Annotated in this window: 22 protein-coding genes; 15 read left to right on the top strand and 7 right to left on the bottom strand. The window is 52.8% G+C overall.

Translation table 11 applies throughout. The features are described 5' to 3' along the window. Window positions 1-112: 112 nt before the first annotated feature. A complete protein-coding gene (locus tag OGX90_RS06705) occupies window positions 113-469 on the top strand; it encodes a type II toxin-antitoxin system RelE/ParE family toxin (RefSeq protein WP_008786902.1) in 357 nt (118 codons plus the stop codon). Beyond that, a complete protein-coding gene (locus OGX90_RS06700; RefSeq protein ID WP_008786903.1) occupies window positions 466-804 on the top strand; it encodes a helix-turn-helix domain-containing protein in 339 nt (112 codons plus the stop codon). The genes OGX90_RS06705 and OGX90_RS06700 overlap by 4 nt, the downstream gene beginning before the upstream one ends. A gap of 13 nt (window positions 805-817) precedes the next feature. On the opposite strand, the gene rtcR is transcribed toward OGX90_RS06700, so the two are convergent. Then, window positions 818-2,404: an RNA repair transcriptional activator RtcR gene (gene rtcR / locus OGX90_RS06695; protein WP_048236366.1), complete on the bottom strand. Its 1,587-nt coding sequence runs from the start codon at window positions 2,402-2,404 to the stop codon at window positions 818-820. Window positions 2,405-2,854: 450 nt separating this feature from the next. Between rtcR and OGX90_RS06690 the strand changes: the two genes are divergently transcribed. Continuing rightward, window positions 2,855-3,982, top strand: a complete 1,128-nt coding sequence (locus OGX90_RS06690) for a slipin family protein (RefSeq protein ID WP_048236364.1) — start codon at window positions 2,855-2,857, stop codon at window positions 3,980-3,982. A 5-nt stretch (window positions 3,983-3,987) separates the two neighbouring features. Next, complete coding sequence (locus OGX90_RS06685) at window positions 3,988-4,773, top strand: nucleotidyltransferase domain-containing protein (protein WP_168978985.1); 786 nt, start codon at window positions 3,988-3,990, stop codon at window positions 4,771-4,773. Between the two features lie 42 nt (window positions 4,774-4,815). Here OGX90_RS06685 and lysC read toward each other — a convergent pair whose 3' ends face one another. Further along, a complete protein-coding gene (gene lysC, locus OGX90_RS06680; protein WP_032942084.1) occupies window positions 4,816-6,165 on the bottom strand; it encodes a lysine-sensitive aspartokinase 3 in 1,350 nt (449 codons plus the stop codon). 314 nt (window positions 6,166-6,479) lie between these two features. Between lysC and pgi the strand changes: the two genes are divergently transcribed. From pgi to OGX90_RS06655, 5 genes are all read left to right on the top strand, one after another. Continuing rightward, entirely contained in the window at window positions 6,480-8,129 is a 1,650-nt protein-coding gene (pgi, locus tag OGX90_RS06675) for a glucose-6-phosphate isomerase (RefSeq protein ID WP_286623386.1), read from the top strand. 391 nt (window positions 8,130-8,520) lie between these two features. After that, on the top strand, window positions 8,521-8,763 hold the full coding sequence (gene yjbE / locus OGX90_RS06670; protein ID WP_003826562.1) for an exopolysaccharide production protein YjbE: 243 nt from the start codon (window positions 8,521-8,523) through the stop codon (window positions 8,761-8,763). A 118-nt stretch (window positions 8,764-8,881) separates the two neighbouring features. Further along, window positions 8,882-9,520 (top strand): YjbF family lipoprotein, encoded by a 639-nt coding sequence (locus OGX90_RS06665; RefSeq protein ID WP_286623384.1) that lies wholly within the window; start codon window positions 8,882-8,884, stop codon window positions 9,518-9,520. Continuing rightward, window positions 9,517-10,254, top strand: coding sequence for a capsule biosynthesis GfcC family protein (locus OGX90_RS06660; RefSeq protein WP_265639586.1), 738 nt, complete (start codon window positions 9,517-9,519; stop codon window positions 10,252-10,254). Before OGX90_RS06665 ends, OGX90_RS06660 begins: the two co-directional genes overlap by 4 nt. Next, window positions 10,254-12,350, top strand: a complete 2,097-nt coding sequence (locus OGX90_RS06655) for a YjbH domain-containing protein (RefSeq protein ID WP_286623380.1) — start codon at window positions 10,254-10,256, stop codon at window positions 12,348-12,350. Before OGX90_RS06660 ends, OGX90_RS06655 begins: the two co-directional genes overlap by 1 nt. Window positions 12,351-12,447: 97 nt before the next feature. Here the strand turns inward: OGX90_RS06655 and OGX90_RS06650 are convergent, their stop codons facing one another. Next, window positions 12,448-12,900, bottom strand: a complete 453-nt coding sequence (locus OGX90_RS06650) for an acyltransferase (protein WP_008786912.1) — start codon at window positions 12,898-12,900, stop codon at window positions 12,448-12,450. A 138-nt stretch (window positions 12,901-13,038) separates the two neighbouring features. Here OGX90_RS06650 and psiE point away from each other — a divergent pair, with 138 nt between their 5' ends. Further along, entirely contained in the window at window positions 13,039-13,449 is a 411-nt protein-coding gene (gene psiE / locus OGX90_RS06645) for a phosphate-starvation-inducible protein PsiE (RefSeq protein WP_003031674.1), read from the top strand. A 45-nt stretch (window positions 13,450-13,494) separates the two neighbouring features. On the opposite strand, the gene xylE is transcribed toward psiE, so the two are convergent. The 4 genes from xylE to malE all read right to left on the bottom strand — a co-directional run bounded on the left by xylE (window position 13,495) and on the right by malE (window position 19,065). After that, entirely contained in the window at window positions 13,495-14,970 is a 1,476-nt protein-coding gene (gene xylE, locus OGX90_RS06640) for a D-xylose transporter XylE (protein WP_071445334.1), read from the bottom strand. Between the two features lie 324 nt (window positions 14,971-15,294). Then, complete coding sequence (gene malG, locus OGX90_RS06635) at window positions 15,295-16,185, bottom strand: maltose ABC transporter permease MalG (RefSeq protein WP_103285894.1); 891 nt, start codon at window positions 16,183-16,185, stop codon at window positions 15,295-15,297. A gap of 14 nt (window positions 16,186-16,199) precedes the next feature. Further along, window positions 16,200-17,744: a maltose ABC transporter permease MalF gene (gene malF, locus OGX90_RS06630; protein ID WP_286623377.1), complete on the bottom strand. Its 1,545-nt coding sequence runs from the start codon at window positions 17,742-17,744 to the stop codon at window positions 16,200-16,202. A 130-nt stretch (window positions 17,745-17,874) separates the two neighbouring features. Next, entirely contained in the window at window positions 17,875-19,065 is a 1,191-nt protein-coding gene (gene malE, locus OGX90_RS06625; RefSeq protein ID WP_003031680.1) for a maltose/maltodextrin ABC transporter substrate-binding protein MalE, read from the bottom strand. A gap of 360 nt (window positions 19,066-19,425) precedes the next feature. Here malE and malK point away from each other — a divergent pair, with 360 nt between their 5' ends. From malK to ubiA, 5 genes are all read left to right on the top strand, one after another. Then, the gene (malK, locus tag OGX90_RS06620; RefSeq protein ID WP_048215134.1) at window positions 19,426-20,535 is read left to right on the top strand and encodes a maltose/maltodextrin ABC transporter ATP-binding protein MalK; all 1,110 of its coding nucleotides are present in this window, start codon (window positions 19,426-19,428) and stop codon (window positions 20,533-20,535) included. Window positions 20,536-20,626: 91 nt separating this feature from the next. Further along, entirely contained in the window at window positions 20,627-21,967 is a 1,341-nt protein-coding gene (locus tag OGX90_RS06615; RefSeq protein WP_048215133.1) for a maltoporin, read from the top strand. Between the two features lie 113 nt (window positions 21,968-22,080). Further along, window positions 22,081-23,028, top strand: a complete 948-nt coding sequence (gene malM / locus OGX90_RS06610; RefSeq protein ID WP_286623375.1) for a maltose operon protein MalM — start codon at window positions 22,081-22,083, stop codon at window positions 23,026-23,028. Window positions 23,029-23,208: 180 nt separating this feature from the next. Next, entirely contained in the window at window positions 23,209-23,706 is a 498-nt protein-coding gene (gene ubiC / locus OGX90_RS06605) for a chorismate lyase (protein ID WP_191221936.1), read from the top strand. A 13-nt stretch (window positions 23,707-23,719) separates the two neighbouring features. Then, window positions 23,720-24,592 carry a 4-hydroxybenzoate octaprenyltransferase gene (gene ubiA, locus OGX90_RS06600; RefSeq protein WP_003826589.1) on the top strand — a complete coding sequence of 291 codons (873 nt, stop codon included), beginning with the start codon at window positions 23,720-23,722 and terminating at the stop codon, window positions 24,590-24,592. Window positions 24,593-24,608 lie beyond the last annotated feature (16 nt).

Here is a 24,608-nt window from a genome sequence, read left to right as displayed (position 1 = left end):
AAATATAGCTTGTTGAAGTGACGGAATTTCTATTCTGATTTAGCGTAATGACAGGAAAACGTGTGGGTTACACATTTTATTGTTTGTATAAAATTTTATACAAGGATGTGTTATGCTTTCAATAAAGCGGGCCTTAAAGCCCATTGTCTGGATTGGCAGTTCATTTGATGATTTACGAAGCTTTCCTGAAGATATACGTAAAACCGCTGGTTTTCAGCTACATCGTCTACAGGCTGGATTAGAAGCTGCTGACTGGAAGCCGATGCCAGAGATAGGTCGAGGTGTTGAGGAGGTAAGGCTCAGGTATGAATCTGGCGCGTACCGAATCATCTACATTGCTCGCTATGCTAACGCGGTCTATGTACTGCATTGCTTCAATAAAAAGACGAAACGTACTTCTGAGCACGATAAACACATTGCTAAAGTTAGATATCGAACCGCTTTGCAAGAAGACAGGAATCAGAAATGAACAATACCGTTGATAATAAGGTTCGCCATGTAACCTCTCCGGATGTCAATATTTTTGCCGAACTGGGGTTTGCAGAAGCGGAAGCGAAGAGCTTAAAGCATGATGCTGAATGCGAGGTCGAACAACTCATTCGCCTGAAGCAGCAGTTGATGCAAGAAATTTCCGGATGGATTGATGAAAACCATCTGAAACAAGCGGAAGCTGCTGTGAAACTGAATATTTCCCGGCCCCGTGTTTCAGATGTTGTTAATCAGAAAACCAACAAATTTACCCTTGATGCGCTGGTCATGATGCTGGTGAAGTTAGGAAAACCAGTAACAGTTCAGATTGGGTAATATTAGATATTGCTTATTGTATCTGATCGCTGCGAACGCTTTCCCAGCTCAGCCCGAAGCGGGCGAGATATTTTCGCAATCGGTCTGCATCGTTAGGATTGGCTTTTTTCTGCCGTGAGACGGCAAACAGTTCGCGTCCGGCTTCCGACAGCGACGCGCTGCGGCGACACACTTCCAGCACCGTTTCTAACTGGCGGCGATCGAAAAGGTCAATGTCCATGTTCAGTTCCGGTTGCGAAGCGGTAATCTGCCAACTCTCTTTTAACAGCGCAATTTCTTCTTCGACAAGGGATAAGGTGATGCGTCCCTGTTCGGCAAGCGTCGCCATTCGCGCGATGGATGAACTTAGCTCGCGAAAATTGCCGCGCCACTGCGCCTGTGGGGAGCTGGCAAATGCCAGATAACAAGCACGTGCCTCTTTGTCGAAACGGATCTGCATCTGTTTACTGCTGGAAAAACGGTGTAGCTCATACTCGACGTTCGGAGCGATATCTTCCCGCCGCTGCGCCAGACCGGGCAGGGCGAAGTTCCACATATTGATACGCGCGTAGAGATCTTCGCGAAAACGGCCCTCGGCGACCCATTGCTGCATATCACGATGGGTTCCGGCAATCAGCTGAAAATCGCTCTGTACTTCTTTGTCCGAGCCAAACGGGAAAAAGGTTTTTTCTTCAATCGCTTTTAGCAGCATGGCCTGTTCGTCTAACCCCAGTTCGGCTATCTCATCGAGAAACAGCACGCCGCCATCCGCTTCTCGCAGCAGTCCGCTGCGCGCCGTGAGTGCGCCAGTAAACGCCCCTTTCACGTGACCGAACAACGTAGACATCGCGTTGTCGCCACGCAGGGTTGCGCAGTTGACGGCGACCAGTTTTCCCGCCACCAGATGCCGCGACTGGCGTAGCTGAAAAATACGTTTCGCCAGAAAGGATTTACCCGCACCGGTGGGACCGGTGAGCAGGATCGGGTCGGTCGAACGTAGAGCCACACGCTCAATGCGCTCGATCAGTTTATTGAAGGTGGCGTTGCGCGTATCAATCCCGGCCTTCAGAAAAGAGACTGACTGCTGCTGTTCGCGCTGAAAACGACTGGTGAGCGTGGCGTAGCGGCTTAAATCGAGATCGATTACCGAGCAAACGCCGGCGGCAACGGCCTCATCCGATGAACCGGCAGGTGCCGGACTGGTTTGCAGCAGGCTGGCGGGCAGGTAGCGGGCTTCCGTTAGCAGAAACCAGCAGATCTGCGCGACGTGCGTCCCGGTGGTGATGTGCACCAGATACTCTTCGTTTTCCGTATCAAAGCTGTAGTGGGTGGCGAAGTCGAGAAAGGCGGCGTAGACCTCTTCAAAATCCCAGGGGTCGTTAATAGTCACGGCATGCGGGCGTACTTCGGTGTCAGGTGAGAGCAGCGCGACGTCTTCAATCAACCTTTGCGCCATGCCTTCATCGCGTGGCTGGTGGAGCAGTTCCAGTCTGTCGACAGGGAAATCAGGCTGTTGGCACAATCCAACCGTGGGGCGCCACTTTTTAAACCGATTGGCGCGTTTACCGCGTTTGTCCAGCACCGTACCCAGTACGCCAATTACAACCCGCCGCTTTTTCATGGTTTATCCAAAAAGATAAGTTAAGAGATTAAAAGATAAAAAAATTAACCGAGTGAGACAACTGCCAATATTGGCGACAACAATTAAATTTATATAAATCAATTCATTAAAAATAAATTCTGACGATTTTCATTTCTGGCACGCTTCTGGCAATAACTCTTACGTCAATCACGCTGAAAACGCAGGGGGTTAAACCCCGCCGGCACGTCAGGAACGGCACAGGCTGTTTTCCGGGAGTGTTCCGTCAGCCGCTGACACACAGTGGGTTCGATTCCCAATTTCATCCTCCGAATGAAAACTGGTTGTTAATCATAGAAATAAAACGGAGCGATGCGCAGTTAGCACGCTCCAGAACAGGCTGCCGGTAAAGATGCCGTGCGACAGGCAAAAGGGAATTCCCCTGCCGCTTCGCCCCTGCACCCGCGCCTGACTCACAATAAGGAATAAAAAATGAAGAAAAAAATCACTATTCGTAAAGGCCAGCTTGGCCTGTTATCCCGACAGGGTGATTACTATCAGGTACTGGATGCAGGTGAACACCGTTTGCCATGGTTTAACACACCGGATGTTCTGGTGATCAATACCGATGGCAGCGAAATTCCGGAAGCTCTGGCGGAGTATTTACGTCGCTTCCAGCCTGCATGGGTGGAGCAGTACTGTGTGGTGGCCGATTTAACCGATACCGAAGCGGGTGCGCTGTATGTGAACGGCGTCTTGCAGGAAATTTTGCCACCGGGAACGCGCCGTCTGTATTGGCGCGCAGAGGAAGCACTGAAGCTGGTGCGTATGGATACGCGTCAGGTTTCGGTACCGGTTGAGGTGATGAATGCAGTGTTACAGCCACGACGTAACGGTACGGTGAAAGGTCGTGAAGCTATCTTAACGGTACAGGTTCCTGCGTGGCATGTTGGTGTGCTGAAAATTGATGGCGAAACCCAGACGCTGTTGCCGCCGGGGTTGACCGCATACTGGAAGGTAAACCATCTGATTGAAGCCGAAGTTGTTGATACTCGTTTACAGGTACTGGAGGTCGGTGGACAAGAGATCCTGACCAAGGATAAGGTCAACCTGCGTTTAAATCTGGCCGCAAACTGGCGTTATGGCGATGTGTTGCTGGCTTTTGGCCAACTAACCAAACCGCTGGATCACCTTTACCGCGAATTGCAGTTTGCCCTGCGGGAAGCGGTGGGAACGCGCACGCTGGACGAGCTGCTGGAAGATAAGCAGGTGATCGATGAGGTGGTGAGCGCACAGGTGAAAGCCCGAATGACGCCGTTTGGTATCGAGGTCGCTTCGCTCGGCGTGAAAGATATTGTCCTGCCGGGTGATATGAAGGCCATCCTGTCCCAACTGGTTGAAGCTGAGAAATCCGCCCAGGCCAACGTGATCCGCCGTCGTGAAGAGACTGCCGCGACGCGATCGCTGTTGAATACCGCGAAAGTGATGGAAAACAACCCGGTGGCGCTGCGCTTAAAAGAGCTGGAAACCCTTGAAAGAGTCGCTGAACGTATCGATAAAATCTCGGTGTTCGGGGGCCTGGACCAGGTGCTGCACGGCCTTGTGAACATAAAAGGATAAGAATAATGAGCTACAACACAGTGGACGGCGCGATGCGCGAAAGGGTATTGCGCCAGCTAAAAGAGGTAGAGCAGCGCTATGGCGTCAGGGTGCTGTATGCCTGTGAATCCGGCAGTCGTGGCTGGGGATTTGCCTCGCCGGACAGCGACTACGACGTGCGATTTCTCTATGTTCATCCGCCTGAGTGGTATCTGCGGGTTGAAGCGCCACGAGATGTTATCGAGTTGCCGATAGATGATGAGCTGGACGTCTGCGGCTGGGAATGGCGCAAGGCGCTGGGGTTACTGAAAGGCGCAAACCCTACGCTTATTGAGTGGCTGGATTCGCCAGTGGTCTATCAACAGGATGAAGTGACCGTGTCGGCGCTGAAAGCGTTGGTGCCCAAATGGTTTTCCCCGCTACGTGCCCGCTGGCACTACTACTCGATGGCGCGGAAAAACTTCCGTGGCTATCTGCAAGGTGACGACGTGCGATTGAAAAAGTACTTTTACGTCATTCGCCCGCTGCTGGCGGTGCGTTGGGTGGAGGAGGGGAAAGGCGTGCCACCGATGCGTTTTGCCGATCTGCTGGCGGGAAGTGAACTGGATGCGCCATTGCGTCAGGAAATTGATGAGCTGCTGGAGCGCAAGCAGTGTGCGGGTGAAGCGGAATACGGCCCGCGTCGTCCACTGTTGCATGCGTTTATCCGCGCCGAGCTGGAAAGAGGAGAGATTCCGCCGACGTTACCGGATAGTCGGGAAGGCGATGTCAGGGAGTTGGACAGATTGTTATATGAAACGGTGATGCGGTGAAAATGCCCGATGGGACAAGAGCCATCGGGCGTTGGCATCTACTCACTCAAACAAATTATGGTGCAGCTTCTGTACCACCTGTTCGGCTTCAGTACCGGGCACCAGGAAGCACAGGTTATGGCTGGACGCGCCGTAGCAAATCATGCGGATGTTGAATGGCTCCAGTACGCCGAACACCTCTTTACCCACGCCACAGGCTTTGGACAGGTCGTTGCCAATCAGTGCCACCAGCGCCAGGCCTTCTTCCACTTCAACCCGACACAGGGCAGACAGTTCCATCAGCAGAGACTGTGTTAACAGTGTATCGCCGGTGGAGGTCGAACCGGTGGTATCCAGCGTCAGCGCCACGCTGACTTCGGATGTGGTAATTAAATCTACCGAGATGTTGTGGCGCGCCAGGATGCCGAACACTTCCGCCAAAAAGCCGCGAGAGTGCAGCATATTCAGGCTATGCAGCGTCAGCAGCGTTTGCTTACGACGCAGTGCCAGCGCCCGGAACAGCGGTGGATTCGCGGTTTTATTGCATACCAGCGTACCGCCTGCTTTTGGATCCTTACTGGAGCCAACAAACACCGGGATATCGCTACGTACGGCAGGTAACAACGTTGCCGGGTGTAGCACTTTCGCGCCAAAGGTCGCCATTTCTGCGGCCTCTTCAAAGGCGATTTCATCAATACGCTGCGCCGCCGGAACAACGCGCGGATCGGTCGTGTAAATGCCAGGAACATCGGTCCAGATATCGACGCGCGTGGCGTGCAGCGCTTCGGCCAGCAGGGCAGCCGTATAATCGCTCCCGCCGCGCCCCAACGTGGTGGTGCGGCCTTTACCTTCACTGCCGATAAAGCCCTGAGTAATCACCAGGCCTTCGCTCAGACGCGGGGCCAACTGGAGCGTTGCCAGTTCGGCCAGCGCCGCGACGTCAGGTTCTGCGCGGCCAAAACGATCGTTGGTGCGCATCACTTTACGTACGTCAAACCACTGCGCCTGCACGTTGCGCTCACGCAGGATCTCGACGAACAGCAAGGTAGACATCAGTTCGCCGTGGCTGACCAGTTCGTCGGTCAGCGCAGTTGAGGTCGCCAGTGACGCCGCTTCAGCCAGCGTGGTGATGTTTTCCAGCAGACGGTCGATCTCTTCACGGATCACGTTTGGATAACGCAGGCGTTCCAGAATATTGAACTGAATTTGACGAATGGCATCGAGTTTTTCGAAGCGCGCGGTTGGCTCCAGCCCTTCAGCCAGTGCGACCAGCAGGTTGGTGATACCCGCAGAAGCGGAAAGTACCACTACACGGACGTTAGCATCAGAAAGTACTACATCAGCGCTGCGATTCATGGCATCAAAATCCGCCACGCTGGTACCGCCAAATTTGGAGACAACTACATCAGTCATAACTACCTCGTGTCAGGGAATGAATAGAGCGACCATGGCACATAAGGCAGAACAGAAACCGGTGCAGGCGCAAATGCAAATACCGTATTTATAAATAAAATGTGTAGCTTGCACTGTCAACGCTGGGATTATGCGGATTTTTCATGCTGCAACTGCGTTGAGTAACGGTACTAATAACAACGCTAATAACCGCTATACTTTTTAGCCACGTTTGGCGGATGCCCTGGCAATGGCATTAAAACAATCACACTTTTCTGTGACTGGCGTTACAATCGATCTCAGTCACAATTCTCAAAATCAGAAGAGTATTGCTAATGAAAAACATCAATCCAACGCAGACCTCAGCCTGGCAGGCACTACAAAAACACTTTGAAGAAATGAAAGACGTTACTATCGCGGATCTTTTCGCGAAAGATAGCGATCGTTTCACTAAGTTTTCCGCGACGTTTGACGATTTGATGCTGGTGGATTTCTCCAAAAACCGCATCACTGAAGAGACGCTGGCTAAACTGCAGGATCTGGCGAAAGAAACCGATTTGGCGGGTGCCATCAAGTCCATGTTCTCCGGTGAGAAAATCAACCGCACTGAAGACCGTGCCGTGCTGCACGTGGCGCTACGCAACCGTAGCAATACGCCTATCATCGTTGACGGCAAAGATGTCATGCCGGAAGTGAATGCTGTGCTGGAGAAGATGAAATCCTTCTCTGAAGCGATCATCTCCGGAAGCTGGAAAGGCTATACCGGTAAAGCCATCACTGATGTAGTAAACATCGGTATCGGCGGTTCTGACCTCGGTCCGTTCATGGTGACCGAAGCGCTGCGTCCGTACAAAAATCACCTGAACATGCACTTTGTGTCTAACGTCGATGGTACGCACATTGCTGAAGTGCTGAAGAAAGTGAACTCGGAAACCACGCTGTTCCTGGTCGCTTCCAAAACCTTCACCACCCAGGAAACCATGACCAACGCCCACAGCGCGCGAGACTGGTTCCTGGCGACCGCAGGCGACAACAAGCACGTTGCCAAACACTTCGCAGCGCTCTCCACTAACGGTAAAGCGGTTGGCGAGTTTGGTATTGATACTGCCAATATGTTCGAGTTCTGGGACTGGGTTGGCGGTCGTTACTCCCTGTGGTCTGCAATCGGTCTGTCCATCATCCTGTCCGTAGGCTTCGACAACTTTGTTGGGCTGCTCTCCGGCGCGCATGCGATGGACAAACACTTCTCCACCACTCCGGCTGAGAAAAACCTGCCGGTGCTGCTGGCGCTGATCGGTATCTGGTACAACAACTTCTTCGGTGCCGAAACCGAAGCGATTCTGCCGTATGACCAGTATATGCACCGTTTCGCGGCTTACTTCCAGCAGGGCAACATGGAATCCAACGGTAAATACGTTGACCGTAACGGCAATGCGGTGGATTACCAGACTGGCCCAATCATCTGGGGTGAGCCGGGTACTAACGGCCAGCATGCGTTCTACCAGCTGATCCACCAGGGCACCAAAATGGTTCCATGCGATTTCATCGCGCCGGCCATCACCCACAACCCGCTGTCGGATCACCATCCGAAACTGCTGTCTAACTTCTTCGCGCAAACCGAAGCGCTGGCATTCGGTAAATCTCGTGAAGTGGTTGAGCAGGAATACCGCGACCAGGGTAAAGATCCGGCAACGTTGGACCACGTTGTACCGTTCAAAGTGTTCGAAGGTAACCGCCCAACGAACTCCATCCTGCTGCGCGAAATCACGCCGTTCAGCCTGGGTGCGCTGATTGCACTGTACGAACACAAAATCTTCACTCAGGGCGCTATCCTGAACATCTTCACCTTTGACCAGTGGGGCGTTGAGCTGGGCAAACAGCTGGCGAACCGCATTCTGCCAGAGCTGAAAGATGGTTCCGAAGTGAGCAGCCACGACAGTTCTACCAACGGTTTGATTAACCGTTATAAGTCCTGGCGTGCCTGATAGCACACACTTGTAGGCCGGATAAGGCGTTTAGCCGCATCCGGCATTAATGAAATAAAAAGCCGATATTAATATCGGCTTTTTTATAAGAATGCTCCAGGATATCTACGTTTTAACTTCATACCTTAATTGAGCTTAATCCTAAAATAATTTTATTAATGTTATTCAATTTCTGATGTTTTCGGATTTACCGGATATTGCATTTTAATTTTTATATTTTAATTTATTGATTTAATTGTTTTTGTTGTATTTTTTAATCATTTTTCCTTTCGTTATCTAATTATCCTAAATTCCCGCGTGGCGTAATTTGCACACTTTGGCTTGTGTATACTCGATCTCGCCCGAAATTCTTTTGGGTAAATCTCCATTCATACAATGAAGGGAATTTGTGATGAAAAAAGTTCTGTATGGCCTGTGGGCTATATCTGCGCTTGCGGCGACTTCTGTCTATGCCGCCCCCGTTCAGGTGGGTGAGGCAGCAGGGTCGGCTGCCGCGTCGGTTTCGGCAGGAAGTTCCTCCGCAACCAGCGTGAGCACCGTAAGTTCTGCAGTGGGGGTCGCCCTGGCGGCGACCGGTGGCGGCGATGGTTCTAATACCGGAACCACAACCACCACAACCACCAGTACCCAGTAATAAAGGTACGTTTAATTCTAACCACACTTCGGTGTGGTTATTTTGAATTGCCAAAAGTATGTGGGATTTGTAGGCCGGATAAGCGTTGCGCCACCCGGCAATAATGCGGAGAAACGTCGTGAAGCGACCAGCGCTCATAATGGTTTGCCTGTTACTGCAGGCGTGCTCAGCCACCACCGAAGGGTTGGGGCATTCGCTGTGGGATAGCGTGTTTGGTACTCCCGGCGTACAGATGACGGACGATGAAATCCAAAATATGCCCTACGCCAGCCAGTATATGCAGCTAAACGGCGGTCCCCAACTGTTTGTGGTACTCGCGTTTGCGGAAAACGGACAGCAGAAATGGGTGACTCAGGATCGGGCTATTCTCGTCACGCAGCATGGGCGCATTGTGAAAACGCATCTCGGCGGGGACAACCTAATTGAGCTGAATAATCTGGCGGAAGACCCACTCATCAAACCCAATCAGATAGTCGATGGCGCAACGTGGACCCGCACAATGGGCTGGACTGAACATCAGCAGGTACGCTATGCCACCGCGCGATCGGTTTTCAAATGGGATGGCGCAGACACCATCAAGGTCGGCAGCGATGACACCCCGGTACGGATCCTCGATGAAGAGATAACTACCGATCAAACGCGCTGGCATAACCGCTACTGGATCGACAGTGAAGGGCTGATTCGCCAGTCGGAACAGTATCTTGGCGCGCATTACTTCCCGGTGGAAACCACGCTGATTAAGGCGGCAAAATCATGATCAAACGAGTCGTTATGGCGCTGCTGTTGAGCCTGAGCGCAGCGTCTGTTTTTGCTGCGGGCAGCGTTAAGGTCTTTACCTCCGCCAGCGAAGAGCCAAAAACGCTGACCGGGGCCGAACATCTGCTCGACCTGGTTGGACAGCCGCGATTGAGCAATAGCTGGTGGCCAGGCGCGGTTATCAGCGAAGAGCGGGCAACGATGGAGGCGGGACGTCAGCAGCAGGCATTACTGGCTCGTCTGGCAGCGCTGAGTGCTGAAGAAAGCGGTGACGATGCCGAGGCTATCAACACCTTACGCCAGCAAATTCAGGCGCTGAAGGTGACTGGCAGGCAGAAAATTAACCTTGACCCGGATGTTGTGCGCGTCAGCGAGCGAGGCAACCCGCCGTTGCAGGGCAATTACACGCTGTGGGTCGGAGCGCAGCCAACGCATATCACGCTGTTTGGCCTGCTAAGCCATCCGGGTAAACAACCGTTTATGCCCGGGCGTGATGTTGCCAGTTATCTCGATGGGCAAAGTCGGCTCAGCGGCGCGGATTGTAGCTTCGCCTGGGTTATCTATCCTGACGGGCGCACGCAAAAAGTACCTGTCGCTTACTGGAACAAACGTCACGTTGAGCCGATGCCCGGCAGCATCATTTATGTCGGACTCTCTGATGCTGTCTGGAGCAGCACCCCGGATGAAATTAATGCCGACATTCTTCGCACCCTGACCCAGCGGATACCCGAATAATGAGAAAAACTTACCTGCTCAGCTTACTGGCGCTGGGCGTAAGCGTTGCCTGCCACGGTGAAACCTGGCCCGCGCCCATTGGACCTTCGCAGTCCGATTTTGGCGGCGTGGGGCTGCTGCAAACCCCAACCGCACGCATGGCACGTGAGGGCGAAATGAGCCTCAATTACCGCGATAACGATCAGTACCGCTACTACTCTGCGTCGGTGCAGCTCTTCCCGTGGTTGGAAACCACGCTGCGCTACACCGATGTGCGTACCAAAAAATACAGTAGCGTGGAGTCGTTTTCTGGCGATCAGACTTACAAGGATAAAGCTTTTGATCTCAAACTACGGCTGTGGGAAGAGAGCTACTGGATGCCGCAGGTGGCGGTTGGCGCGCGAGATATTGGCGGAACTGGCCTGTTCGATGCGGAGTATATTGTGGCGAATAAAGCCTGGGGGCCGTTTGATTTCTCGCTTGGCCTGGGCTGGGGATATCTCGGGACCAGCGGTAACGTCAGCAATCCGTTTTGCTCATACAGCGATAAATTCTGCTATCGCGATAACAGCTACAAGCAGGCCGGTTCTATTGACGGCAGCCAGATGTTCCACGGCCCGGCATCACTGTTTGGCGGCGTCGAGTATCAGACGCCCTGGCAGCCGTTGCGTCTGAAACTGGAGTATGAGGGAAACAATTACCAGCAGGATTTTGCGGGCAAGCTGGATCAGAAGAGCAAGTTTAACGTCGGCGCTATTTATCGCGTCACCGATTGGGCCGACGTTAACCTCAGCTATGAGCGCGGGAACACCTTTATGTTTGGGGTCACGCTGCGGACTAACTTCAACGATCTGCGGCCAAACTATAACGACAATGCCCGCCCGAAATATCAGCCACAGCCGCAGGATGCCATCCTGCAACATTCGGTGGTGGCGAATCAGCTAACGCTGCTGAAATATAACGCCGGACTGGCCGATCCTAAAATTCAGGTGCAGGGCGATACGCTATATGTGACCGGTGAACAGGTGAAATACCGTGATTCGCGCGAAGGGATCGAACGTGCCAACCGGATCGTGATGAACGATCTTCCCGACGGGATCCGCACGATCCGTATTACGGAAAATCGTCTTAACTTGCCGCAGGTGACGACCGAAACGGAGGTTTCCAGCCTCAAGCGTCATCTGGAAGGTGAACCGTTGGGCCATGAAACCCAGCTGGCGCAAAAACGTGTTGAGCCCGTGGTGCCGAAAAAGACCGAGCAGGGCTGGTATATCGATAAGTCACGCTTCGATTTCCACATCGATCCGGTGCTTAACCAGTCGGTGGGCGGCCCGGAAAACTTCTATATGTATCAGTTGGGCGTGATGGGAACGGCGGATTGGTGGGTTACCGATCACCTGCTGACCACCGGGAGTTTGTTCGCCAACCTCGCCAATAACTATGACAAATTTAACTACACCAACCCGCCGCAGGATTCGCATTTGCCACGAGTGCGTACCCATGTGCGCGAGTATGTGCAAAACGATGTCTACGTGAATAACCTGCAGGCCAACTACTTCCAGTCACTCGGAAACGGGTTCTACGGACAGGTTTACGGTGGCTATCTGGAAACCATGTACGGCGGAGCGGGGGCAGAAGTGCTGTATCGTCCGCTGGACAGCAACTGGGCGTTTGGTGTTGATGCCAACTACGTGAAACAGCGTGACTGGCGTAGCGCGCAGGACATGATGAAATTCACCGACTACAGCGTGAAGACCGGGCATTTGACGGCGTACTGGAATCCGTCATTCGCTCAGGATGTACTGGTGAAAGCCAGTGTGGGCCAGTATCTGGCGGGAGATAAGGGCGGAACGCTGGAAGTGGCGAAGCGCTTTGACAGCGGTGTTGTGGTAGGCGGCTATGCGACCATCACCGACGCCTCGCCGGATGAGTACGGAGAGGGTGATTTTACCAAAGGGGTGTACGTATCCGTGCCGCTGGATCTGTTCTCGTCAGGCCCGACCCGCAGCCGTGCGGCGATTGGCTGGACGCCGTTAACGCGTGATGGCGGCCAGCAGCTTGGACGTAAGTTTGGTTTGTACGACATGACCAGCGACAGAAGTGAAAACTTCCGTTAATCGAGCCGTTTGCCAGTCGGATGGCGCTACGCTTATCCGGCCTACAAACTGCCTGTACTGCAGGCCGGATAAGGCATTTGCGCCGTCAGCAGGCAAGTTACAGGCGACGCAATAATTTTGCCGGGTTTCCTGCATACACGCCTTTCTCGGTGATCGATTTGGTCACCACGCTCCCCGCACCGATGACCGCGCCATCGCAGATGGTGACCGCCAGAATGGTCGCTCCACTGCCGATTGAGACATCGTTGCCAATCGAAATTCTTCCCCAACTGTTGCGGTCGGCGTTGGGTTTTCCTTCGCGAAACATATCGTTGGCGAACATCACGCCATGACCGATAAAACAGCGGGCGCCCAGGGTGACATATTCGCAGATGAAAGTGTGCGACTGAATTTTGCTGTCTGCGCCAATTTGCGTATTACCCTGGATTTCAACAAATGGCCCGACAAAAACGTTGTCACCCAATGTGCAGTTGTAGAGATTTGCGGGTTCATAAATCACCACGTTCTCACCGCAGGTAACGTTGCGGACAGCGGATTGTCTTAGCTGCATACTTCATCCTGTGAAATGTGTCGTGACATTCATCATTCCCCGCTGACCTTTCTTGCACAAAACATAAACAAAAAATGTAGATCTCTGTCACATTTTTGCGTTATACAGGAACCTCGCCACTGAGTAAGAGGTGCTGTTATGACGTCGCTATCTCGTCCGCGCGTGGAGTTTATCTCCACCATCTTACAGACCGTGTTGAATCTGGGACTGCTGAGTCTGGGCCTGATCCTGGTTGTATTCCTCGGGAAAGAAACGCTGCATCTGGCGGATGTGCTGTTCGCGCCGGAACAAACCAGCAAGTATGAGCTGGTGGAAGGGCTGGTGGTTTACTTCCTCTATTTTGAATTTATCGCGCTGATTGTGAAGTACTTTCAGTCGGGCTTTCACTTTCCGTTGCGCTATTTTGTCTATATCGGGATCACCGCGATTGTGCGGTTGATCATTGTCGATCATAAAGCACCGATGGATGTGCTGATCTATTCCGCGGCGATCCTGCTGCTGGTGATCACCCTGTGGCTGTGTAATTCAAAACGGCTGAAGCGAGAGTAACAGACAACACGCCGCAATCGGGCTGCGGCGTGTTGCAGGTCAGGGTTACTGCGCAGAGGCAGGCTGGGTTTTCTCTGCGGCGGGTTCCCACAGTTCTTCAAGTTCTTCCAGCGTTTTGCCTTTGGTTTCCGGTACAAACTTCCACATAAACAGCGCCGCCAGAATACCCATACAACCGTAAATCCAGTAGGAGAAACCGTTGTGGAAATGGGAAACCAGCCACGAATTTTTGTCCATCATCGGGAAGGTCCAGGAGACGAAATAGTTCGCCAGCCATTGTGCGGCCACCGCAATGGCGAGCGCTTTGCCGCGAATCGCATTGGGGAAGATTTCTGCCAGCAGCACCCAGCAAACCGGTCCCCAGGACATGGCGAATGCGGCGACGTAAAACAGCATCGACAGCAGAGCAACCAGCCCGGAAGCCTGGGTATAAAACGCGGTACCGAGGCTGAACATACCAATGGCCATGCCCAGAGCGCCAATAATCTGCAGCGGTTTGCGACCAAATTTATCCACCGTCATGATCGCCAGCACGGTAAAGCTCAGGTTGATCACGCCAACAATGATGGTCTGTAACAGCGCCACATCGGTGCTGGCTCCCAGCGTTTTAAACACCTCTGGGGCGTAGTAGAGCACGACGTTAATACCGACGAATTGCTGGAAGATAGACAGCATTACGCCGATGACGATAACGCCTGCGCCAAACATCAGCAGGCGACCACCGGTTTTACGACCATGTTCCAGAGACTGATTGATCTCCTGCATGGCCTGGGTAGCGAGGGTGCTGCCCATAATTTTGCGCAGAATACCTTCCGCCTGCTCGTGTCTGCCACGCGCCATCAGCCAGCGCGGGCTTTCTGGTACGGTGTACAGCAGCAGTAAAAACAGCAGGGCGGGAATACTTTCGGACGCAAACATATAGCGCCAGCCATCGGTATTCAACCAGTTAGCGTCGCCAGAACGGGCGATAAAATAGTTAACGCAATACACCAACAATTGACCAAAAATAATGGCGAATTGGTTAAATGACACCAGTTTTCCACGAATATGTGCGGGTGCCAGTTCAGCAATATACATTGGTGAGAGCATTGAGGCTAAACCTACGCCAATACCACCAATGATACGATAAATAACAAATTCGGGAACGTATCCGGCCAAATAAACAGGTACGGAATTATCAGGATTAATCGTCGTAAAGCCTAATTCCGGCCAGGCGGAACCAATACCGGAAATAAAGAACAGCAGAGCCGCGATTTTCAGCGAGTCCCGGCGGCCAAACCGGTTACTGCAATAGCCGCCCAGTGCACCGCCGATGATGCAGCCTATCAACGCACTGGCGACGCAAAAGCCCAACAGCGAGTTGGCGGCGGATTCACTTAAATGTTGTGGTGCGACAAACACGGTATTCAGGGATTCTACCGTTCCGGATATGACCGCAGTGTCGTAGCCGAATAATAGCCCTCCTAACGTTGCCACTAATGTAATCGAAAAAATATAACTGGAATTATATTGAGAGTTCATTCAGACCTGCCTTAGAGGATACAGCTCTTTTGATCAGTGCCGTGATGTTGAATTTAACAGGCAGGGAAGACAATTATCATTTTTTACATTGCAATTACGTTTTGTCTTTTCTGTGATCTTAATTCTGTTTGATTTATCTATATTCAGACAGGAAATAGAATTGCAGTGATGGAGAGCACGAAAGGAAATAATCGTAACAGTGATGCAAAATAACATAAAAAAAGGGCGCTCCGTAGAGCGCCGAATAACAGTCACAGGTTGGGATAACATAAGTTGAGGGTTGCAGTGGCATTGCCCGTTGCCGGGCAGGTACTTCGGTAAAACTTAACCTTTCACACCACCCGCGGTCAGACCGTTGACTAGCCAGCGCTGTGCCAGCAAGAACACCAGAGTGATCGGAATGGCTGAAAGTACAGCCGCGGCGGCAAAGTCGCCCCACAAATAGTTCTGTGGGTTGAGGTACTGCTGCATACCTACCGCAAGGGTATAGCTGTTCACATCACGCAGCAGCAGTGACGCGACCGGTACTTCGGTAATAGCGGCAATGAAAGACAGAATAAACACGACCGCCAGAATCGGAACGGAAAGCGGCAACAGCACCAGGCGGAATGCCTGCCACGGCGTAGCGCCATCCAGCGCGGCCGCTTCTTCCAGTGAGCCGTCGATAGTTTCGAAATAGCCCTTAATCGTCCATACATGCAGCGCAATACCGCCGAGGTAGGCGAAGATCACGCCGCCGTGCGTGTTCAGGCCGATAAACGGAATGTACTGGCCCAGGCGATCAAACAAAGCATACAACGCGACCAGAGACAGCACCGCCGGGAACATCTGGAAAATCAGCATCCCTTTCAGCAGGGTTGCTTTGCCCGGGAAACGCATACGGGCAAAGGCGTAAGCACAGGTAGTGGAAAGCGTCACGATACCGATCGCGGTGATGCTGGCCACTTTCACCGAGTTCCACAGCCATAACAGTACCGGGAACGGCGGTGGCGTCACACGGCCATCCGCGTGTTCAACGCTAAAGCCCAGCGCCAGTTTCCAGTGTTCCCAGGAGATGTTTTCCGGGATCAGGCTGCCGGTGGCAAAGTTACCTTCGCGCAGCGAGATAGCGATAACCATCAGCAGCGGGAACATGATTGCCGCGATAAAAACCAGCAGCCCTAAGTGCGTTGCGAATAAACGTAACTTTTGTGATTTCGGTTGGACCATAGCCATTGTCGTAATCTCCCTTAATCAAACTTCATACGTGTGGCTTTCAGGTTCACAATCGCCAGCGCACCAACCAGCAGGAAGATCAGCGTGGCAATCGCCGCCGCCAGACCGAAGTCCTGACCACCGCCGCCTTCAAAGGCGATACGGTAGGTGTAGCTTACGAGCAGGTCGGTATAACCGGCTGGTGTGGTGGTACCAAGACGGTCCGGACCACCGTTGGTCAACAGCTGAATCAGCACGAAGTTGTTAAAGTTAAAGGCGAAGCTGGCGATCATCAGCGGCGTCAGCGGCTTAATCAACAGCGGTAGCGTTATCTTAAAGAAGTTCTGGAACGGACCTGCGCCATCCATCGCCGAGGCTTCATACAGGTCGTCAGGAATCGCTTTCAGCAGACCCATGCACAGGATCATCATGTATGGATAACCGAGCCAGGTGTTGACGATAATAATCATCGAACGCGCGGTGGTTGGGTCGCTGAACCAGGCCGGTTTGATCCCAAACAGCGCGCTCAGCATCATGTTGATTTCACCAAAGCTCTGGTTGAATAAGCCCTTGAAAATCAGAATCGAGATAAACGACGGTACGGCATACGGAAGAATCAGCAGGACGCGGTAAATCGCTTTGCCTTTGAGAGACTCCCACTGTACGAGACAGGCCAGCACCATGCCCACGGCAACGGTCAAAATAACGGTCAGTACCGAGAAGACCACCGTCCAGACGAAGATGGCGAAGAATGGTTTCTGGATGCCTTCGTCGGTAAACACGCGGGTGAAGTTATCCCAACCGATGGCAACGGTGTAGCCCGGGCTGAGTTTTTCGCTACCCCAGCTACCGTCAGCGTTAATCGCCTGATAATAACCAATATCGTTGTTGGCGCGGTATTTTACGCCGCTCTGGCTGTTGGTGAGCGTACCGTCTTCAGCGAGCGTATAGAGTGGCTGCGTGCCGGAAAACTGGCGCAGCGAACTCATGGTAACTTTGCTTTCATCCGGCAGGATGGCGGTCAATTGGGTAAGCGCCTGGCGATTCTGCGTGATGATACGCAGCGTTGCACGTTCGCCTGCCGGCAGCGCCTCGGCATCTTTCAGTTGCAGTTTCTGCTCGCCGCCAAATTTAAAGGCGTCAGAAAGGTAATTCTTGCCGGTTTCACCGTCGGTGAGGGCCAGTTTCCACTCATCACCCGCCGGATACAGGCCAAAGTTGTAGGTTTTCCCAGCCTGGTACGAACGATCCATCAGGACTTCCTGAGCACGCTCAAATGTCAGCTGGTTGGTACTGCTGTAGTTGGTAAAAGCAATGGCGATCGTACAAACCAGCGGAAACAGGACAAACAGCCCCATACCGGCAACGCCCGGGTAAACATAGCGCCAGGCATAGGCTTTACGGTTAGCGAAAATATACAGGCCAGCAGAGCTTAAAATCAGCGTCATGATGGCAAACAGGTACTCCCCCTGAGCGTACATCAAAACAACAAGGTAACCGACCAGCAGCCCAAGCAGACCCATCACTGACCATTTCAGCGTGTCGCTTTGCCACCAGTGTTTCTTTTTAATGACATCCATGGGGTTCAATCCTCAACAACAATGAAAACCTGTTGGTCAGCGTGCCTGATGACGCTGCGCTTATCAGGCCTACAGGGTATGTAGGCCGGATAAGGCATTTATGCCGCCATCCGGCACGTTCACAACTGCATTACTTGGTGATACGACCCTGCGCGTCTTTCAGTGCGGCATCGACGGTTTGACGGCCGCTGGCTGCGTTGATCACTGCGGTACGAACGGCATACCAGAATGCGGACATCTGTGGGATGTTCGGCATGATTTCGCCTTTCTGGGCGTTATCCATGGTGGCGGCGATACGTGGGTCTTTCGCTAACTGATCCTGGAAGGATTTCAGCGCAACGGCGCCCAGCGGTTTGTCCTTGTTCACTTCATCCAGACCCTGATCGGTCAGCAGGTAGTTTTCGAGGAACTCTTTCGCCAGTTCTTTGTTCGGGCTGGCGGCGTTGATACCGGCGCTCAGAACGCCAACAAACGGTTTAGACGCTTTGCCTTTGAAGGTTGGCAGCAGCGTGACGCCGTAGTTGATTTTGCTCTTATCGATGTTGGACCACGCCCACGGACCGTTGATGGTCATCGCGGTATCGCCTTTGTTAAAGGCCGCTTCGGCGATGGAGTAATCGGTATCCGCGTTCATGTGTTTGTTCTTGATCAGATCAACCAGGAAGGTCAGACCCGCTTTCGCGCCAGCGTTATCCACGCCCACGTCTTTCACATCGTACTTACCGTTCTCAAACTTGAACGCGTAACCACCGTCGGCGGCAATCAGCGGCCAGGTGAAGTACGGTTCTTGCAGGTTAAACATCAGCGCGGATTTACCTTTCGCCTTCAGCTCTTTATCCAGCGCAGGAATTTCTTCCCAGGTTTTCGGTGGATTTGGAACGAGGTCTTTGTTGTAAATCAGCGACAGTGCTTCAACCGCGATCGGGTAGGCAATCAGTTTGCCGTTATAGCGTACGGCATCCCAGGTGAATGGATAGAGCTTGTCCTGGAATGCTTTGTCAGGCGTGATTTCAGCCAGCAGACCAGACTGAGCGTAGCCGCCAAAACGGTCATGTGCCCAGAAGATGATGTCCGGGCCGTCGCCGGTCGCGGCAACCTGCGGGAATTTCTCTTCCAGTTTGTCAGGGTGCTCAATAGTGACTTTGATCCCGGTGTCTTTCTCGAATTTTTTGCCCACTTCAGCGAGGCCGTTATAGCCTTTGTCGCCGTTAATCCAGATAACCAGCTTACCTTCTTCAATCTTGGCGAGAGCCGAGGCGGAAAACATCATCGTCGTTAATGCAGACAATGCGAGGATGCGTGCGCCAGTTTTGATTTTCATAGTTCCCATCCTGTTTGGTGATTTTGCAGAGGTGGCTTAACGGTTACTAGTTTCTTTATACGACAACCTCTTTCCATCCTCCTTACCCCTACGCCCCACCCGCTCTTTATGTGATCTGTGTTACATAAATGTGAGTATTGCGTACTGGCGCACATAAAAACCCACCGATTTTTGCAGGCTGCATCACGAAATTCCTCTGAGGCTGGTGGCCCGGGTCTCAGACGCTGCTCTCTCATCCTCCCGCCTCCTCCCCCATAAAAAAGCCGGGGGGTGGAGGATTCACGCAGTCAAGGGATCGCGCATAGTCAGCCCATCATGAATGTTGCTGTCGATGACAGGTTGTAACGAAGGGAGAAGGGCATGGCGAGCGTACAGCTACGAAATGTAACGAAAGCCTGGGGTGACGTGGTGGTATCGAAAGATATCAATCTCGACATTCACGAAGGGGAATTCGTGGTGTTTGTCGGACCGTCAGGCTGCGGTAAGTCGACCTTGCTGCGTATGATCGCCGGACTTGAAACCATCACCAGTGGTGACCTGTTTATCGGGGAGACCCGGATGAACGACATTCCACCCGCCGAACGCGGAGTGGGCATGGTCTTTCAGTCCTACGCGTTGTATCCCCATTTGTCCGTCGCGGAGAACATGTCGTTCGGCCTCAAACTGGCCGGAGCGAAAAAAGAGGTGATGAACCAGCGCGTGAATCAGGTTGCGGAAGTTCTGCAACTGGCACACCTGCTGGAGCGTAAACCGAAAGCGCTTTCCGGTGGACAACGTCAGCGTGTGGCGATTGGCCGTACGCTGGTCGCCGAACCGCGCGTATTCCTGCTGGACGAACCACTGTCGAACCTCGACGCCGCTCTGCGCGTGCAGATGCGTATTGAAATCTCCCGCCTGCATAAACGTCTTGGCCGCACGATGATTTACGTCACCCATGATCAGGTCGAAGCGATGACGCTGGCCGACAAAATTGTGGTGCTGGATGCCGGTCGCGTAGCGCAGGTTGGTAAGCCTCTGGAACTGTATCACTACCCGGCTGACCGCTTTGTGGCGGGCTTCATTGGTTCCCCGAAGATGAACTTCCTGCCGGTGAAAGTCACGGCAACGGCTATTGATCAGGTGCAGGTTGAACTGCCCAACCGCCAGCAAATATGGCTCCCGGTAGACAGCCATGCGGTACAGGTTGGCGCCAACATGTCTTTAGGTATCCGCCCGGAACATCTGCTGCCCAGCGATATCGCCGATGTCACCCTTGAAGGTGAGGTGCAGGTGGTCGAGCAGCTTGGTCACGAAACACAAATTCATATCCAGATCCCCGCCATCCGTCAAAACCTGGTTTACCGCCAGAACGACGTGGTGTTGGTAGAAGAGGGTGCCACATTCGCTATCGGCCTGCCGCCAGAGCGTTGCCATCTGTTCCGTGAGGATGGCACTGCATGTCGTCGGTTGCACCAAGAGCCGGGCGTTTAAGGCCCCCATAAAAAAACGAAACGCAAAACCATTCGCAGTTTTAGAAGGTGGCAGCGTTTAAAGAAAAGCAATGATCTCAGGAGATAGAACGATGATTACTCTGCGCAAACTCCCTCTGGCGGTTGCTGTAGCAGCAGGCATTATGTCTGTTCAGGCAATGGCTGTGGATTTCCATGGTTATGCTCGTTCCGGCATTGGCTGGACAGGTAGCGGCGGTGAACAACAATGTTTCCAGGCAACAGGTGCACAAAGTAAATACCGTCTTGGTAACGAATGTGAAACCTATGCGGAAATTAAATTAGGTCAGGAAGTGTGGAAAGAGGGCGATAAGAGCTTCTACTTCGACACTAACGTTGCCTACTCCGTTGCACAGCAAAATGACTGGGAAGGGACTGACCCGGCCTTCCGTGAAGCCAACGTGCAGGGTAAAAACCTGATTGAATGGCTGCCAGGCTCCACTATCTGGGCCGGTAAGCGCTTCTATCAGCGTCATGACGTCCACATGATCGACTTCTACTACTGGGATATTTCAGGTCCTGGTGCTGGTATTGAAAACATCGATCTGGGCTTCGGTAAACTATCTCTGGCAGCAACCCGTTCTCAGGAAGCGGGCGGTTCATACGCGTTCAGCAGCCAGAATATCTATGACCGTACCAAAGACACCGCGAACGATGTATTTGACGTTCGTTTAGCGCAGATGGCTACTAACCCGGATGGTATGTTGGAGCTGGGCGTCGACTACGGTCGTGCTAACACCACCGACGACTACAGCCTGGCAGACGGCGCATCTAAAGACGGTTGGATGTTCACCGCTGAACATACCCAGAGCATGCTGAAGGGCTACAACAAGTTTGTAGTTCAGTACGCGACAGATTCCATGACCACTCAGGGCAAAGGCCTGTCTCAAGGTTCCTACGGCTCATCTAGCATTACTATTGATGGCGTGAACTATGCCAACAATGTTGTGAATAACAACGGTAGCCTGTTCCGCGTGCTTGACCACGGTGCAATTTCCCTTGGCGACAAATGGGACCTGATGTACGTCGGTATGTACCAGAATCTCGATATGGATAACGACCTGGGGACCGAATGGTACACCGTCGGTATTCGCCCGATGTATAAATGGACGCCAATCATGAGCACCCTGCTGGAAGTCGGCTACGACAACGTCAAATCTCAGCAGACCAGCGATCGCAACAGCCAGTACAAAATCACCCTGGCTCAACAATGGCAGGCTGGCGACAGCATCTGGTCTCGTCCGGCAATCCGTGTCTTCGCAACCTATGCAAAATGGGATGAAGAGTGGGGTTACATCAAAAATGGTAACAACGTATCTAAATACGCAGCTGCAACGAACTCTGGTATCAGCACAACCAGCCGTGGCGACAGCGATGAGTGGTCATTCGGTGCTCAGATGGAAATCTGGTGGTAATTCAGCACTAACCTGACGTAAAGACCGAAAGAGGGGCGCAAGCCCCTCTTGATTACGGTTTAGCGCGCTATTGCCTGGCCACCGCTGAACCCATGCTATCTGAGGTGATAACAATGAAAATGAAGAAAAGTCTCGTTGCCCTTTGTTTATCTGCAGGGTTATTTGCCAGCGCGCCTGGCATCAGCCTGGCCGATGTAAATATTGTTCCGCAGAACACCACCGCGGCCCCAACAATCCCCACTGCTGCGCTGCAACAGTTAACCTGGACGCCGGTTGATCAATCTAAAACTCAGTCCACACAGCTTGCCAATGCAGGTCAGCGTTTAGATGTTGATGGTATTACTGGCCCTGTAGCGGCCTATAGCGTACCAGCCAATATCGGTGAGTTGACGCTGACGCTGACCAGTGAAGTCAACAAACAAACCAGCGTATTTGCGCCAAACGTCTTAATTCTTGACCAAAACATGACGCCATCTGCGTTCTTCCCCAGCAGCTATTTCACCTACCAGGAGCCCGGCGTGATGAGTGCCGATCGTCTGGAAGGCGTAATGCGTCTGACGCCAGCGCTGGGCCAGCAAAAACTGTATGTTCTGGTCTTTACCACAGATAAAGATCTCCAGCAGACCACGACCCTGCTTGACCCGGCAAAAGCCTACGCCAAGGGTGTAGGTAACGCTGTTCCGGATATTCCGGACCCGATTGCCCGCCACACCACCGATGGTCTGCTGAAATTAAAAGTCAAAACCAGCTCGTCCTCCAGTGTGTTGGTGGGGCCGCTGTTCGGTTCTTCCGGCCCTGGCCCTGTCACTGTCGGCAATACCGCAGCGCCTGCAGTGACTTATGCGGCTCCGGCGGCAGCCGTTGCCGCTCCAGCGCCGCAGCCGGTGAAGAAAAGTGAGCCGATGCTGAACGACACGGAAAGCTATTTTAATCAGGCGATTAAGGATGCAGTTGCAAAAGGCGATGTTGATAAAGCGCTGAAGCTGCTTGATGAAGCGGAACGTCTGGGATCCAAATCTGCCCGATCCACCTTTATCAGCAGTGTAAAAGGCAAGGGGTAAACATCTCCCCACATTGTTGATTTTGCAACAACTGGTGCGTCTCCTGGCGCACCTTTTTTTATCCTTCGGTGCTAATTGTTACACTTATGTTGCCCTGCCGATCACTTAATCGTGTTTGCTCACCCCGTAATGCCTTTTCTGCGATACAATGCCTTCAGGTTATAAATCGGAGAGTAAGGCATGCCACACCCTGCGTTAACGCAACTGCGTGCGCTGCGTTATTTTGATGCGATCCCGGCGCTGGACGCCCAACTGCTCGACTGGTTGTTACTGGAAGATTCCATGACCAAACGTTTTGAGCAGCAGGGGAAAAAGGTCACCGTAACGTTGATTCGCGAAGAATTCGTTGGGCAAAATGAGGTGGCTGAAGAACTGACGCTGCTGCCTAAAGAGTCTCGTTATTGGTTACGTGAAATCCTGTTATGCGCGGATGATGAACCCTGGCTTGCCGGACGGACTGTGGTGCCTGAATCAACCTTGTGCGGCCCTGAACTGGCCTTACAGAACCTGGGGAAAACCCCGCTCGGACGCTACCTGTTTACGTCATCGACATTGACCCGAGATTTTATTGAGATTGGCCGCGATGCAGCGCTGTGGGGGCGTCGTTCCCGCCTGCGGCTGAGCGGTAAGCCACTGATGCTTACCGAGCTTTTTCTGCCTGCGTCGCCGTTGTACTGAGAGGAAGATAAAGATGGAGTGGAGTCTGACGCAGAATAAGCTGCTGGCGTTTCACCGCTTGATGCGTACGGATAAGCCAATCGGCGCCTTACTGCTGCTCTGGCCTACGCTGTGGGCACTGTGGGTGGCGACCCCAGGCATGCCGCAACTGTGGATCCTGGCGGTTTTTGTCGCTGGCGTTTGGTTAATGCGCGCCGCCGGATGCGTGGTGAATGATTATGCCGACAGGAAATTTGACGGGCACGTCAAACGCACCGCGAATCGACCGCTGCCGAGCGGGGCTGTCACCGAGAAAGAAGCCCGAACGCTGTTTGTGGTACTGGTGCTGCTGGCCTTCCTGCTGGTTTTGACCCTCAACACGATGACCATTTTGTTGTCCGTTGCGGCATTAGCATTAGCGTGGGTTTACCCGTTTATGAAGCGCTATACGCATCTGCCGCAGGTGGTGCTGGGGGCGGCGTTTGGCTGGTCGATCCCGATGGCGTTCGCCGCCGTGAGTGAATCCGTACCGCTGAGTTGCTGGCTGATGTTCCTTGCGAATATTCTCTGGGCGGTGGCCTATGATACGCAGTACGCCATGGTTGACCGGGATGATGACCTGAAGATCGGCATTAAATCGACCGCGATCCTGTTCGGTCAGAACGACAAGCTGATTATTGGTATTTTGCAGGTAGGCGTGCTGGTGCTGATGGCGCTGGTGGGCTGGTTAAACGGGTTGGGACTGGGCTATTACTGGTCTCTGTTGGTGGCGGGCGCGCTGTTTGTCTATCAGCAGAAACTGATCGTTAACCGTGAACGTGATGCCTGCTTTAAAGCGTTTATGAACAATAACTACGTCGGCCTGGTGCTGTTCTTAGGCCTGGCAATGAGCTACTGGCATTTTTGATTTTGGCTTAGCCTGC

It is taken from the genome of Citrobacter sp. Cpo012 (assembly GCF_030333015.1).
Lineage (GTDB): Bacteria > Pseudomonadota > Gammaproteobacteria > Enterobacterales > Enterobacteriaceae > Citrobacter > Citrobacter portucalensis.
The sequence above is the reverse complement of the archived record's forward strand: the minus strand, read 5'-3'. Positions and strand labels throughout refer to the sequence as shown.

What these genes read in the sequence shown, in the direction of transcription:
- OGX90_RS06705 (WP_008786902.1), top strand. Translation starts at nt 113, where the DNA reads ATGCTTTCAATAAAGCGGGCCTTAAAGCCCATTGTCTGGATTGGCAGT.
- OGX90_RS06700 (WP_008786903.1), top strand. Translation starts at nt 466, where the DNA reads ATGAACAATACCGTTGATAATAAGGTTCGCCATGTAACCTCTCCGGAT.
- rtcR (WP_048236366.1), bottom strand. Translation starts at nt 2,404, where the DNA reads ATGAAAAAGCGGCGGGTTGTAATTGGCGTACTGGGTACGGTGCTGGAC.
- OGX90_RS06690 (WP_048236364.1), top strand. Translation starts at nt 2,855, where the DNA reads ATGAAGAAAAAAATCACTATTCGTAAAGGCCAGCTTGGCCTGTTATCC.
- OGX90_RS06685 (WP_168978985.1), top strand. Translation starts at nt 3,988, where the DNA reads ATGAGCTACAACACAGTGGACGGCGCGATGCGCGAAAGGGTATTGCGC.
- lysC (WP_032942084.1), bottom strand. Translation starts at nt 6,165, where the DNA reads ATGACTGATGTAGTTGTCTCCAAATTTGGCGGTACCAGCGTGGCGGAT.
- pgi (WP_286623386.1), top strand. Translation starts at nt 6,480, where the DNA reads ATGAAAAACATCAATCCAACGCAGACCTCAGCCTGGCAGGCACTACAA.
- yjbE (WP_003826562.1), top strand. Translation starts at nt 8,521, where the DNA reads ATGAAAAAAGTTCTGTATGGCCTGTGGGCTATATCTGCGCTTGCGGCG.
- OGX90_RS06660 (WP_265639586.1), top strand. Translation starts at nt 9,517, where the DNA reads ATGATCAAACGAGTCGTTATGGCGCTGCTGTTGAGCCTGAGCGCAGCG.
- OGX90_RS06655 (WP_286623380.1), top strand. Translation starts at nt 10,254, where the DNA reads ATGAGAAAAACTTACCTGCTCAGCTTACTGGCGCTGGGCGTAAGCGTT.
- OGX90_RS06650 (WP_008786912.1), bottom strand. Translation starts at nt 12,900, where the DNA reads ATGCAGCTAAGACAATCCGCTGTCCGCAACGTTACCTGCGGTGAGAAC.
- psiE (WP_003031674.1), top strand. Translation starts at nt 13,039, where the DNA reads ATGACGTCGCTATCTCGTCCGCGCGTGGAGTTTATCTCCACCATCTTA.
- xylE (WP_071445334.1), bottom strand. Translation starts at nt 14,970, where the DNA reads ATGAACTCTCAATATAATTCCAGTTATATTTTTTCGATTACATTAGTG.
- malG (WP_103285894.1), bottom strand. Translation starts at nt 16,185, where the DNA reads ATGGCTATGGTCCAACCGAAATCACAAAAGTTACGTTTATTCGCAACG.
- malF (WP_286623377.1), bottom strand. Translation starts at nt 17,744, where the DNA reads ATGGATGTCATTAAAAAGAAACACTGGTGGCAAAGCGACACGCTGAAA.
- malE (WP_003031680.1), bottom strand. Translation starts at nt 19,065, where the DNA reads ATGAAAATCAAAACTGGCGCACGCATCCTCGCATTGTCTGCATTAACG.
- malK (WP_048215134.1), top strand. Translation starts at nt 19,426, where the DNA reads ATGGCGAGCGTACAGCTACGAAATGTAACGAAAGCCTGGGGTGACGTG.
- OGX90_RS06615 (WP_048215133.1), top strand. Translation starts at nt 20,627, where the DNA reads ATGATTACTCTGCGCAAACTCCCTCTGGCGGTTGCTGTAGCAGCAGGC.
- malM (WP_286623375.1), top strand. Translation starts at nt 22,081, where the DNA reads ATGAAAATGAAGAAAAGTCTCGTTGCCCTTTGTTTATCTGCAGGGTTA.
- ubiC (WP_191221936.1), top strand. Translation starts at nt 23,209, where the DNA reads ATGCCACACCCTGCGTTAACGCAACTGCGTGCGCTGCGTTATTTTGAT.
- ubiA (WP_003826589.1), top strand. Translation starts at nt 23,720, where the DNA reads ATGGAGTGGAGTCTGACGCAGAATAAGCTGCTGGCGTTTCACCGCTTG.